This window comes from Amycolatopsis sp. NPDC003861 (assembly GCF_053605405.1).
The window spans coordinates 1-12879 of sequence record NZ_JBSGJD010000003.1 but is presented as its reverse complement, the minus strand read 5'-3'; the positions used below and the strand labels follow the sequence as shown (position 1 = coordinate 12879).

General features: G+C 71.1%; 8 protein-coding genes. All 8 read right to left on the bottom strand.

The features are described from left to right. Positions 1-9: 9 nt before the first annotated feature. On the bottom strand, positions 10-2004 hold the full coding sequence (locus ACWEVN_RS01430; protein ID WP_452049818.1) for an alginate lyase family protein: 1995 nt from the start codon (positions 2002-2004) through the stop codon (positions 10-12). Positions 2005-2101: 97 nt separating this feature from the next. Next, on the bottom strand, positions 2102-4279 hold the full coding sequence (locus ACWEVN_RS01425) for a bi-domain-containing oxidoreductase (protein ID WP_452049817.1): 2178 nt from the start codon (positions 4277-4279) through the stop codon (positions 2102-2104). Then, positions 4276-6186 (bottom strand): asparagine synthase (glutamine-hydrolyzing), encoded by a 1911-nt coding sequence (gene asnB, locus ACWEVN_RS01420; RefSeq protein ID WP_449682181.1) that lies wholly within the window; start codon positions 6184-6186, stop codon positions 4276-4278. The genes ACWEVN_RS01425 and asnB overlap by 4 nt, the downstream gene beginning before the upstream one ends. A gap of 40 nt (positions 6187-6226) precedes the next feature. After that, entirely contained in the window at positions 6227-8065 is a 1839-nt protein-coding gene (locus tag ACWEVN_RS01415; protein WP_452049816.1) for a Wzz/FepE/Etk N-terminal domain-containing protein, read from the bottom strand. Further along, the gene (locus ACWEVN_RS01410) at positions 8062-9420 is read right to left on the bottom strand and encodes an exopolysaccharide biosynthesis protein (RefSeq protein ID WP_449682183.1); all 1359 of its coding nucleotides are present in this window, start codon (positions 9418-9420) and stop codon (positions 8062-8064) included. Before ACWEVN_RS01410 ends, ACWEVN_RS01415 begins: the two co-directional genes overlap by 4 nt. 110 nt (positions 9421-9530) lie before the next feature. Next, positions 9531-10712, bottom strand: coding sequence for a glycosyltransferase family 4 protein (locus tag ACWEVN_RS01405; RefSeq protein WP_449682184.1), 1182 nt, complete (start codon positions 10710-10712; stop codon positions 9531-9533). After that, positions 10702-12018 (bottom strand): nucleotide sugar dehydrogenase, encoded by a 1317-nt coding sequence (locus ACWEVN_RS01400; RefSeq protein ID WP_449682185.1) that lies wholly within the window; start codon positions 12016-12018, stop codon positions 10702-10704. Before ACWEVN_RS01400 ends, ACWEVN_RS01405 begins: the two co-directional genes overlap by 11 nt. A gap of 197 nt (positions 12019-12215) precedes the next feature. Next, a partial coding sequence (locus ACWEVN_RS01395; protein ID WP_452049815.1) for a glycoside hydrolase family 75 protein occupies positions 12216-12879 on the bottom strand: 664 nt, incomplete at its 5' end.

Below are 12879 nucleotides of genomic sequence, written 5' to 3'. Positions count from 1 at the left end.
GGGCGGGTCCTAACTGAAGCGGAGCAGGGTGGTGAGGTGTCCGGGCGACCCGGAGCCGACGAGGGTGGTGGCGGGTTCCTTGCGTCCGAACCCCGCGGAGTACCACCCGAGCGGCGGCTCGGCATCACCCCGGTGCACGGTCCACGCAAGTTCGGTCGGCAACTCCATCACGGCGATGCGCACGGCACCGCCGAGGGAACCGGAGACCCGCCCGACCAGCGGATCGGCGGCGGCATCGGACGCCCTCGCGTCCTCCGCCGTCCAGCGGAGGCGAGCGGTGGTGCCGTCGAGCATGACCGTCACCGACGGCCCGAAGTGGAACGCCAGCCGCGCGGGTCCGGGGGCGCCCTCGCCCAGCACCTCGTCGTCGATCTTGAGCACGTCGCCGTCCAGCTCGACCGTGCGCCGGTGGAGCGCCGGGGCGTAGCCGTCGTGGGCGGCCGACCAGCGGGAGGGCCCGTCGTCCGGGGTTTGGACGTCGAGGACCTTCGTCACCGCGTGCCGGGTCCACAGGAACGGCCCGCCCGACACCGACTGGTCGCGGCCGGCCAGCTCGAGCGTGTTGTGGCCGAGCGTCGACCGGAAGTACGACCGCCACTGCGGCTCGCCGTGGTAGCAGAACGTGCCCGGGTCGGCGAGCACGTCGACACCGTCGTGGCGGACTTCCAGCGACAGCGCGTCGGCGTGGGCGTGGGCCGCGATCGACAGGAACCCGTGGGGGCCTCCGTCGCAGCGGACCCACACCGGGCCCGAGCGCAGGATCGTCATGCCCGCGTCCCGCAGGTGCGCCGGACGCCTGCCCGGGCGGACGCCCGAAGCGCGCGGAGTGCGCGAAGCGAGAGAGGCGAGCAGCGCCGTGCGGACGTCGTCGCCGGGGACCGCCGGCCACCAAGCGAGACGGCCGAACAACGCCTCGCCGGAAGCCAGCAGCGACGCCCAGCGGTCGGTCGCCGTGCCGTCGACGATCAGGCCGAAGCCGTCGTCGGCGTCGCCCTGGCGGGGCGGGCGCAGCGTGGTGTCCACAATGGACGCCAAGGCGTCGGTCATCCGGAGCAGGACGTCCCAGGTCGAATCCGGCACCGGCGTGCCGGCGGCGTCGGCCTCGACCGCCGCCGCCAGGCCGAGCTCCAGCACCAAGCCGTGGTACTCGGAGGCCAGTTCCGCGTTGAGGCCGGACGCGAAGGTGTTGCGCCCCAGGTGGACGTCCAGCGAGCGCATCGCCGCGGTTCGCCAGCTCGCCGACTCCGGGAACCAGCCGAACGCGCAGGCGGCGGCCAGCAGCCCGGCGTCCTCGGCGATCACGTGGTTGTTCGCCGACGAACCGTGGCTGCGCAGGGTCGCGAGCCAGTTCTGGTGGTGCCACAGCTGGAGCTGGAAGTCCGGGTTCTGCTCGAACAGCTCTGCGGCGCCCGGCCAGCCGTCGAGCAGCCGACGCGTCCAGACCCACGACAGCAGCCGGATGCCCAGCTCGATCCCGCTCACCCAATGCGGCCCGCGCAACGGCGGGTTGGCGGCCCACCACGAACGCAGGTGCTCCGCCGCGCGCTCGGCGTAGGCGGAGGACCCGGTCAGGGCGTACGCCGCGGCCAGCACGGTGAGGTGCTGGTGCCGCGACGGTTCCCAGATCTGCTTGATGTCGCCGACCGTGTCTTCCGACCGGTACGGCACATCGAACGCGTACACGTCCGAGGGCGCGCGACGCCCGGTCTTGGGGTCGAGGAACCAGTCGGGTGCCTCGAAATCCGCCCGTTCGACGCCGAAGTACTCCGCGCGGCCCGCCATCATCTCGTCGGCGGTGGCCACCAGTCGCGCGACGGCTTCGCCGGACACCTTGCCGAGCACCCCGGCGGGCAGCGTCGCGGTGAAGCGCGGGTGCGACGGCCAGTCCGGCGGAGTGGGCAGCGCGGACCGCCACTGCCGCTGGACAACGGCATGCCGCGCACGGCCGACGACCTCCGCCGGCCCCATCCGCGAGAGCCGGCGCAGGTACCAGCCAGGCCCCATCACCGGCGGACACCTGCTTCGGGCAGGGCCACGGTCCGGCCCGAGGCGACATCCGACCTGGTCGACCGCGCCACTTCCCGGATCAGGGCGTCGCTCGTCATGCCGGGGCGCCTGTCTTCTGCGGCAGCTCGATCCGCACCGGTGCCGCGTTCGCCGCGCTCGTCTGGGCCGCCAGCGTCGCCAGGGTCGTTGCCGCCAGCGAGGCGATCGAGATCGGCATCGGCGCGCCCGTCCGGACCGCCGTCAGGAACGCCTCGACCTCCGCGGCCTGGCCCTTGTCGCGGCCCTTCGGGATGCGGGAACTGGCCCACTTCTTGCGCGAGTACACCGACGCTCGCACGAAGTCGTCGAACTTCAGGACCTTGCCGTCCGCGACCAGGTCCAGGGTCTCCTTCGGGAAGCCCGACGAGCCCGTCTCGGCGTATGTGATCACCGCCGTCGAGCCGTCCGCGTAGCCGAGGGTCACCTGGAGGTCTCCCGTGGCGTACACCGAGACCGGGTCGGCGTCGAGGAGCCAGCTCACCGTGTCGATGAAGTGGCCGCCCTCGCCGGCGAAGCGGGATCCTTCCGAATCCGTCTGGTTGTACCAGCTGCCGTGGTCGAGGCGGCCCGCGTTCACCAGGTAGCGGACGCTCGCCGGGCCGACGCGCGGACCGAACTGGTCGCGGGCCTCGTGCAGCAGCGGGGCGAACCGGCGGTTGAAGCCCACCTGGAGGCGGTCGTTGCCGGACTCCTCGATCGCGTCGAGGACCTTCTGCAACTCTTCGGGAGACAGCGCCAGCGGCTTCTCGACGAACACCGTCTTGCCCGCCAGCAGCGCCTGGCGGGTCAGCTCCGCGTGCGAGCTGTGCCGGGTCACGACGAACACCGCGTCGATCGACGAGTCGCCGAGGACGTCGTCGATGTCCGTCGACGCCGCCGCGAAGCCGAACTTGCGGCGGGCGTTGGCGCCCGAAAGCGCGGACGTCGTCGCGACGTGCTTGAGCTGCACGTCCGGGCGCTCGACCAGGTGCGGCAGGAGCATCGACGACGCGTAGTTGCCCGCCCCGATGAAGCCTAGGCGCACCGGCTGGCCGGCCGGCAACGCAGCCGCCGGCGCCGATGCCACGCCGACGCGCGCCGACGTCACGACCGGGTCCGTCCGGGCGACCCCGTCCGGATAGCGGAACAGCACCGCCACGGCCTTCAACGCGCCCTCGTTCAGCGACTGGTACGTCGAGACGGCGTCGGAGAAGTCCGAGACGTGCGTGATCAGCGGCTCGACGTCCAGCCGGTCACGCGCGATCAGGTCGAGGACGCACTCGAGGTTGCGGCGCTCGGTCCAGCGGACCTGGCCGATCGGGTAGTCACGCCCCTCCAGTTCGTAGGACGGGTCGTAGCGGCCCGGCCCGTACGACCGCGAGAACCGGACGTCCAGTTCCTTCTCGTAGTAGGCGTTCCACGGCAGGTCGAGCTTGCATTTGCCGATGTCGATCACGCGGCCGCGGTCGCGCGACAGCTTCGCGGCCAGCTCCACCGGGTCGTTCGTGTTGCCGCCCGCCGCGAGGTACGTCTGGTCGACGCCCGCGCCGTGGGTCAGCTCGTCCACCGCCGTGTCCACGATGCCGGACGCCGGGTGCGCGCAGGTCAGCGCGCCGAGGCTCTCGGCGAGCTTGCAGCGCTCCGGGTCCGGGTCCACGCCGACCACGCGCACGCCGGACGACGCCAGCAGCTGCACGACCAGCTGGCCGATCAGGCCGAGGCCGATGACCAGGGCGACGTCGCCGATCTGCGGCTCGCCGCGGCGGACGCCCTGCATGGCGATCGATCCGACGGTGCCGAACGCCGCGTGCCGCGGGTCGACGCCGGCGGGCACCGGCGAGTAGAGGTTCTTGGGCACCCAGTTCAGCTCGGCGTGCAGGGCGTGCTCGTTGCCCGCGCAGGCCACCAGGTCGCCGACCTTCACGTCGGTGATGCCGTCGCCGACCTGCTCGACGACACCGCACAGCGAGTAGCCGAGCGGGGTGTAGGAGTCCAGTTTGGACGTCACCTTGCGGTAGGTCGCCGAAAGGCCGTTGGTGGCCACGCTCTGCATGACCTTCGCGACCTGGTCGGGGCGGGCCTTCGCCTTGCCCACCAGGGACATGCTGGCCTCGGACACCTTCATCATCTCGGTGCCGGTCGAGATCAGCGAGTACACCGTCCGCACCAGCACACCGCCCGGCTTGCAGGCCGGCTCGGGCACGTCGAGGAGCGCCAGTTCCCCGCTCTTGTAGTTCTGGACTACCTGCTTCACTTCGCTCCCGCTCCAGACATCGCGTTCCGGTACCAATACTCGAGGGTCAAGACGTGCCAGAGGTGCTTGCCGCGGTCTTCCTGACCGGCGGCGTCCTCGGCGACCATGCGCTGCAACGCCTCCCGCTGCAGGAAGCCCGACGAAACGAGCACGCCTTCGTTGACGACTTCGCGCACCAGCGGCGCCAGGTCGCGGCTCATCCAGGCCCGCAGCGGCGCGCTGAACAGGCCCTTCGGCCGGTGCACGATCTCGCCGGGCAGGATGTTCTCGGCGGCCTTCTTCAGCGCCATCTTCCCGGCGCGGCCGACGATCTTCCGGTTCCCCGGGATCTTGAACGCCGCCCGCACGACCTCGACGTCGACGAACGGGGTCCGCACCTCGGTGGACGCCGCCATCGTCGAACGGTCGGTGTAGGTCAGGTTCAGCCCGGGCAGGAACATCCGCGAATCGGCCAGGCACATCCGGTTGACGAAGTCGTCCAAGGCCTGGTCGTGGTACGTGTCCGCGTGCTCGGTCAGGACGTCGTCGACGGAAGCCGCCAGGTCCGGGTTGACCAGCCCGAGCAGCTCGGCGCGGTCGTACATCGTGTAGCTGCGCCGGAACGCCGTTTCCTCGGGCAGGCCCGCGAAGGACAGGAACCGCTTGGCGAACCGCACCGACCGGTAGCCGCGCTTGGCCGACGCCACCGGCAGCCTGTCCACAATGGACTCGACCGGGCGCCGGACCGCGCTCGGCACCTTGTGGTAGCGCAGCGCGATCAGGTTCGCGAGGTGCTTGCGGTAGCCGGCGAACAGCTCGTCGGCGCCCATCCCGGACAGCATCACCTTGACGCCGGCCTCGCGCGCGGCCGAGCAGATCAGGAACGAGTTGATCGCCGCCGGGTCGCCGATCGGCTCGTCGAGGTGGTAGGTCATCTTCGGCAGCAGGTCGAGCACCTGCGGCGCGATCTCGATCTCGTGCAGGTCGACGCCGAACTGCTCCGCGACGATCCGGGCGTACTTCAGGTCGTCCGGCATGGCCTCGAACTTGGCGTCCTCGGCCCGGAACCCGATGGTGTAGGCCGAAATCCCGGGCTGGGACCGCGCGGCGAGCGCCGTCAGGTAGCTGGAGTCCAGCCCGCCCGACAGGAAGGTCGCCACCGGGACGTCCGAGAGCAGGTGCTTGGCCGTCGACTCGGCGATCACCTCGTGCAGGTCGACCTCGCCGTCGAAGGCCGCGCCCTCCTCGGCGACCTCCCGCAGCGACCAGAACCGGCCGCGATCGACCTGGCCGTCCGGGCGGCAGCGCAGCCACGTGCCCGGCTGCAGCTTCTCCGCGCCCTGGTAGGCGCACCGGCTGTCCGGCACCCAGTAGTAGAGCAGCGACGCGATCAGGGCCGCGTTGTCGACCTGCAGCGACCCGCCGAGCTCACCCGCGAGCGCCTTGAGTTCCGAGGCGAACGCGACCCCGCCGTTGCGCTGGACGAAGAACAGCGGCTTGATGCCCAGCTGGTCGCGGACCAGGAACAGCTCGCCGGTGCCCTCTTCGAACAGCGCGAAGGCGAACATGCCGCGCAGCTTGGGCAGGCAGTCGGTGCCCCAGCGCCGCCACGCCTGCAGCAGCACCTCGGTGTCCGACGTCCCGCGGAACCGCACGCCGGCCGCGGCCAGCTCGGCCCGCAGCTCGGGCGCGTTGTACAGCTCGCCGTTGTAGCTCAGCGCGAGCCCGTCGAGGACCATCGGCTGCGCGCCGGTCTCGGACAGGTCGATGATCGAGAGCCGCCGGTGTCCCAAGTGGACTTGGCCGGGCCCGGCCCGGTGCTCGTAGCGGCCGGAGCCGTCCGGGCCGCGGTGGGCCAGCGTCTTGGTCAGCCGGTCGGTGAGCGGCCCGCCGTCCGGCCAGAGGTAGGTGCCTGCGATGCCGCACATCGGGTGCGTTCCCCTTCGGTCGCGGCGCGGGTCAGGAGACTCACGCACTCTTTTCGGGGGTCTGGGTGGCGGAGCCCCCGGCCTGGGGCGAAGCCCCGGTTGTCACAGTGCTCTTTTCGGGTTCGAGGTCGGGTTCGAGATCGCCCTTGTGGTTCGGTTCTCCGTGGTCGCGCTTGAACGGTGTCGGCCGCTTCTGGGGCTTGACCGGGGCGAACTTCTTCGTCGGCGCGTTCAGGTGGTCCGGGACGCTCACCCCGCCCGGCGGCGGCAGCGGCGACGCCGGGGGCCGCGAGGCGGTGTGCGGCGGCTGGAGCACCGGCCGGACCGGGGAGAACCGGCGCGTCGGCTGCTCTGTGGCGACGCGCTCGGCGACGCGGGCGACCAGTTCGTCGAGGCGGTCCTCCCGCTCGGCCGAAGCCGAAGCCGTGGCCGGAGCCGCGGCGGGCGCTGCCGGGCGGCCGCGGCCGCGCAGGGCCGTGTGCAGGCCGTCCCACAGCGTGCCGTCGGACTTGTCGCGCGGGTCCGGGTCGACCAGCACGACGCCGAGGATCGGGATCTCCTGATCGGCCAGCTGCCGCGCGACCGTGTGCAGCCACAGCGTGTTCGCGTGCCCGGCCTTCACGACCAGTACGGTCTCCTTGCCGAGGTGCTCCAGGTCGGTCCACGCCGTGCCCGGCGACACCGTGCCGACGCCGACGCGGCGCTCCTCCGGCTTCCCGGGCGGGTCGCCGGCCCCGACCACCGAGATGTCGCTCTTGGTCTCCTGCGCGAGCTTGCGGACGTCTTCGCGCGGGAGGTCGTCGACGACGCTCGCGGCACCGTCCTCGGCGAGCTCGGCGGCGACGTCCAGGCTGAGCGCGGCCGCGACCTTCGGCGCGCCGAGCTCCAGCAGCGACACCGTGCGCGGGTCCTTCTTGATCAGCCTGGCCAGCGTCGTGGCGACGCGCCGGCGTTCCGAAACCGCCCGCGAGCGCCGCCATAGCCGGGCCGGCCCGCGTAGCTTCGACGGCAACTGCGCGATCACGGACGCACCCAGGTGCGTCGAGATCTCGCGGCGCAAGACCGGCTTGTCGCGTGAGACGGCGCCGATGGCGACCAGCGCGAGCCCGAGGGCCAGGCCGAGCGCGAAGCCGATGCCGGCGTTGGTCGCGGTGGTTTTGAGGAACGCCTTGGGCAGCGCGCGGGCCGCGTCGACGACCTGGGTGCCCGCGGCGACCTGCGGGCTGCCGATGCCGGCCTGCTGGGCGCGCGAGGTGAAGTCCGAGATCTGCGCGGTCAGCGCGGCGCGGCGGCTGTAGAGGTTCTCGAGGGTGGGCTGGCTGGCCTGGCGGCCCTTGCCCTCCTCCTCGACGATCTGCTGCTCAACCTTGCCCAGCTCGTCCTGGGCGTTCTTCCGCTGGTCGAGGATGGCCTGCGACTGGGCGGCCGCGGCCGCCTGGCTGCGCTTGACGTGGTCGGCGATGAACGTTTCGGCCAGCGCCTGGGCCTTCGCCACGGCGTCTTCGTTGCTCTTGGCCTTGACGGTGATCTGCAGGATGTTGTTCGTGAGGCCGAGACCCGCGTAGTTCTTCATGAAGTCTTCGGGCGAGTCGGTGCTGCCGACCTTCTTCAGCGCGCCCGTGGCGATCGGGGCCGTCTGCAGCACGGCGACGTCGGTGCGCATCAGCGTGCCGCTGTCGGTCGGCGAGTCGTCCTGGTGGACCACGATCACCTTGGCGACCGCGGTCGGCGGCGCGGGCAGCACGACCGCGAGCGCCGCCCCGGCGATGAGCCCGAGCAGCGCCGTGGCCAGCCAGATGCGCTTGCGGCGGCGGATCGCGATGAACAGCCGCTGGAGGTCGACGAGCGGCGCGGCGGGGGTTTCGGGAGGAGTCGTCACGCCGAACCTGCCAGGGCTTTCTCGGGGGCTTCCGCCGCGGGTCCGGGTTTCTCCGGCGCGCTCGGCCGGACGGGGTGGGTGAGGACGGCCCCGACGATCTCCTGGCCCCCGTCGGCGCAGGCCTCGGCGAGCCGGACGAGCTGCCACGCGGTGCGCGTGCCGGCGCCGAGCACGACCAGGACCCCGGAACTCGCCGTGGCGTCCGGCACGGTGGGCCGGTCGGGCGAGAACTCGAAGACCCGCAGCGGCAGGGACTGCCGGTCGGCCAGCTCGGCGAGCTGGGCGGCGGCCCGGCGGCCGGTCTCGTCGTCGTCGGCCACCAGCAGCAGGATGTCGGCCGGGCCGGTGGCCAGCCGGGCCAGCACCCGGCGGAAGCGGATGTCGCGGTTGACCTCGTCGGCCGAGGTCGCGACCGGGGGCTGCACCCACGGGCGGTCCCCGCCGAGCAGGTGCCGCACCTTGCCGAGGAAGCCGGTGGCCGGGACGCGGTCGCCCTCCGGGGTGGCGACGTCGACGCCGGCCAGGATCGGCGCGCCGAGCGCGGACGCGATCTGCGGCTCGCCCCGCAGCCGCCGGTCGGTGCGGGCGGTGAACAGGTGGCCGAACACCCCGAAGAGGAAGAACAGCACCGCGCCCCCGGCGACGAGCTGCGTCATCGTCGGGGCGGCCGGCGAGGTCGGGCGCTGGGACGGCCCGAGCACCACGGTGTTGCCGACGCCGGTGGCCAGGTCGGCCTGGTTGAGGTCGTTGATCGCCTGCTCGAGCGACGTCTTCAGCCCCTCGAGCTGCGTGCGGACCTGCACGCTCTCCACGGTCAGGTCGCCGCCGACGTTCTTGGCGAGGTCGCTGATCCGCTCGGTCGTCAGCTTCACCTGCTGGCGCAGCGACTCGCGTTGTTCCTGGGCGAGCTGCACCGAGGCGTCGGCGGAGTTGGTCGCCAGCTGCGTGGAGAACTTGACGTACTGCTGGGCGACCTGGTCGGCGAGCTGCTGGGCGTGCTCGGCGGTGTCGGCGGAGACGGTGATCGTCACGACGTTGCTCTGCGCCACCGACGTGCTGACCTGGTCCTTCAGGTCGGCACCGCTGGGGTGCCACGGCAGCATGGCCGCGGTGCGGTCGAGCACGACCGAAGCCTTCGCGATGTCGGCCTGGGTGAGCAGCTCGTCCGCTTGGCGGGGGCCCTGGAGCAGGACGCCCGAGGTGGTCTTGTAGCCGGGCGAGAAGAGGATCGACGCTCCCGCGCCGACCAGCGCGCCCAAGACGGCGAGAACGGCCAGTAGCCGCCATCGCCGTCGCAGGACCTGCCCGACCAGGGCCAGGCGCACCGTGTCGTCAGTCAACGGCGGGGTCTCCATTCCTGAGCCGGGTACGCCGAACGGGTTCAGTTGATCGGCCGGTTACCCGAACCGTCGTAAGACCGGGAGCATTGGTTACACGTGCGGGTGACTTCTTGACCGAACGGCGATCAGGACTTCACAGCGTGCTCATACGCGGCGAGCAGAGCCTTCGCGGAGTTCTCCCAGGAGAGCGGACCCGCCACCCTGGCCTGGCCGAGCTTACCCATCCGGGCCCGCTCCTCGGGGTCGTCGAGCAGCTGGGCGACGAGCTTCGCGAAGGCCGACTCGTCGTTCGCCGGGGCGTAGACGGCCGCGTCGCCGGCGGAGACCCGGGCTTCCCGCAGCTCGAACGAGACGATCGGCTTGCTCATCGCCATGTACTCCATGACCTTGTTCATCGTGGAGACGTCGTTGAGCGGGTTCAGCGGGTCCGGCGACAGGCAGACGTCGGCGGTGGAGAGGTAACGGACCAGGTCCTCGTCGGAGATCCGGCCGGTGAACTCGACCTGGTTGGCCAGCCCGAGCTTCGCCGACAGCGCGACCATGTCGTCGAACGCGTCGCCGGAGCCGACGAACACGGCGTGCCAGTCGGTGCGGCCGACCTCGTCACGCAGCTTCGCGAGCGCGCGCAGGGCGTAGTCGACGCCGTCCTGCGGGCCCATCACGCCGAGGTAGGCGAGCAGGTGCGGCTTGCCCTTCTTCAGCTCGGGCTCGGCCGGCACCTCGTGGAACCGCTCGACGACGGGGGCGCTGCGCACCACGAAGACGTCCTCGGGCTTCTTGCCGCCGCGGATCCGGGCGACCTGCTTGTAACTCTCGTTCGTCGAGATGACGACGTCGGCGGCGCGGTAGGTGGCGCGTTCGAGCGCGCAGACCCCGCGGTAGAGCAGGTCCTGCCCGCGGTCGAACCGTGACAGGTACAGCTCGGGGCACAGGTCGTGCTGGTCGAAGATGAACCTCGCGCCCTGCCGCTTCAGCACCTTCGCGACCAGGTAGAGCAGGTCGGGCGGGTTGCAGGCGTGCACGACGTCGACCGGCCCGACCTTGCGGGCCAGCCGCAGGGTGTGCCACAGCGCGGTGCCGTACTCCTGCAGGTAGCCGGCGGGGCCGCCGGTCGCCGCCCGGAGCGGGTAGCGGTGGATGTGGACGCCGTCGACGACGGCTTCGGCCTCGGTGTCGCGTTTCGTGCCCTGCGGGCAGATCACGTGGACTTCCCACCCGGCGTCGCGCAGGGTCGTGGACTCCTGCCAGACCCGCCGGTCGAAGGGGACGGAGAGGTTTTCGACGAGGATGAGCGCTTTACCAGGCAAGGCCGGCGTATCCCTCTTCAAGGCGACGCTCAGCGGCGTCGGGCAGGCGGACGAGGTCGATCAGGGCCCGGTCGCCCCCGTGCGGCAGGGCCGCCAGCACGTCCGGGTCCTTGGTGCCCACGAGCAGGACGTCGGCGTGGTTCACGACCTCGTCGACGGACCCGGCGAGCAGCTGGCCGAGGTGCGGGAGCCGGCTCTCGATGTACTCGCGGTTGGCGCCCATCAGCCGGGAGAGGCTGACGTTGGCGTCGTAGATCTTCAGGTCGTAGCCCTTGCCGAGCAGCTTCTCGGCCAGCTCCACCAGCGGCGACTCGCGCAGGTCGTCGGTGCCCGGCTTGAACGACAGGCCGAACAGCCCGACCTTGCGCTTGCCGGTGCGCGCGACCAGGTCGAAGGCCCGCTGCAGGTGTTCGTCGTTCGACGCGAGCACGTGCGACAGGATCGGCACGCTGACGTCGGCCCGGTGCGCGGCGTAGACGAGCCCGCGCAGGTCCTTCGGCAGGCACGAGCCGCCGAAGGCGAACCCGGGCTTGAGGTAGGCGGGGCTGATGTTGAGCTTGGTGTCGGCGAGGAAGACGTCGATCACCTGGTGCGAGTCGAGGCCCAGCGCCCGGCAGATCGCGCCGAGCTCGTTCGCGAACCCGATCTTCAGGCCGTGGAAGGAGTTGTCGGCGTACTTCGTCATTTCCGCGACCGGGATCGGCACCCGGAAAACCGGGCCGGGCAGGCCCTCGTACAACGCCGCGACGGCGTCGCCGCTGGCTTCGTCGATCTCGCCGATGACCGTCTTCGGCGGGTCGAAGAAGTCGCGGACGCTGGTGCCTTCGCGCAGGAACTCCGGGTTCACCGCGACGCCGAAATCGACCCCTGCCGTGCGGCCCGAGGCCTTCTCCAAGATCGGGACCAGCAGGTCGAGGCAGGTGCCCGGCAGCATGGTGCTGCGGAAGACGACGGTGTGCCGCGTGCTCTTCTTGGCGAGCGCTTCCCCGATTTCCTCGGCGACACGCTCGAGGTAGACGGTGGAGAGGCTGCCGTTCGGCGCCGACGGCGTCCCGACGCAGACCAGCGAGATCTCGCTGTCGGCGACGGCTTCCGCGACGTCGGTGGTGGCTCTCAGCGCACCGCTCGCGACCACCTCGGCGGTCAGCTCGCCGATCCGCTCCTCGACCACCGGGGCGTTGCCCTGGGTGATCAGGTCGATCTTCACCGGGTTGACGTCCACGCCGACCACCCGGTGTCCCTGCCCCGCCAGGCACGCGGCGGAGACACAGCCGACGTAACCGAGCCCGAAGACACTGATCTCCACGCCAAAACCTCCGCTATTCCGCGCGACCCTCAAGTTGGTCGGCGGGCGCCCCTGGATCGTTACCGCGGACGCGGCGAACGGGGGACGGCGTGAGATGGCGGTGAGACGCAAGGGATCCGAGTGAGAATTGCGTCTCGATCCGGCGGCGAACGGTGGACTACGCCCACGGTTCGCCGCCGGATCGTGAATAGGTTGCGTCAGTTGTTGTTCACGAACGTGGTGGCGAGGCTTTCTCCCTTGCTCACCGCGTTGGCGTGGTTCTCGATCGGCGAGACGGTCGAGTTCTTGAAGCAGATGTAGGTGACGCCGGAGTCGGTGCCGCCGTTGGACGGGTCGGGGTTGATGCCGAGGTCCTTCGCCGTGGCGTAGGAGGCTTCACCGATGATCTGCGACGGGCCGGTGTCGCCGATGACGGTGTACTCGACCTTGCCGTTGTAGATCACCGCGCAGGAGCCGCCGCCCTTGAGGCCGGAGGAGGAGTACTTCCAGATGCTGCTCGAGCTCGGCACGACGATGTAGGGCAGCTTCGCGGCGTTGAGCGGCTTGCCGTCGGACTGGTGGAACGCGGTGTCGTCCTGGAAGCAGCAGTCGGTGTCCTCGTTGCACTGCGAGGTGCGCTGCCCGTCGCAGTCGATGTCCATGTCGGCTTTCCAGAAGACGGCCCCGTTGGCATCGCAGACGGCGACCGTTTTGCTCGAAACGTCTTCGTCGGTCTTGTATTTGCCGTTCGAGATCTGCTTGCAGCTGTTGGTCTTGGCGAGCAGCTGCGCGGCGGTGGGGGCGGCGGCCACGGTGGCCGGTGCCGCGGTGGCCGGTGCCGCGGTGGCCGGTGCCGCGGTGGCCGGTGCCGCGGCCGGGGCG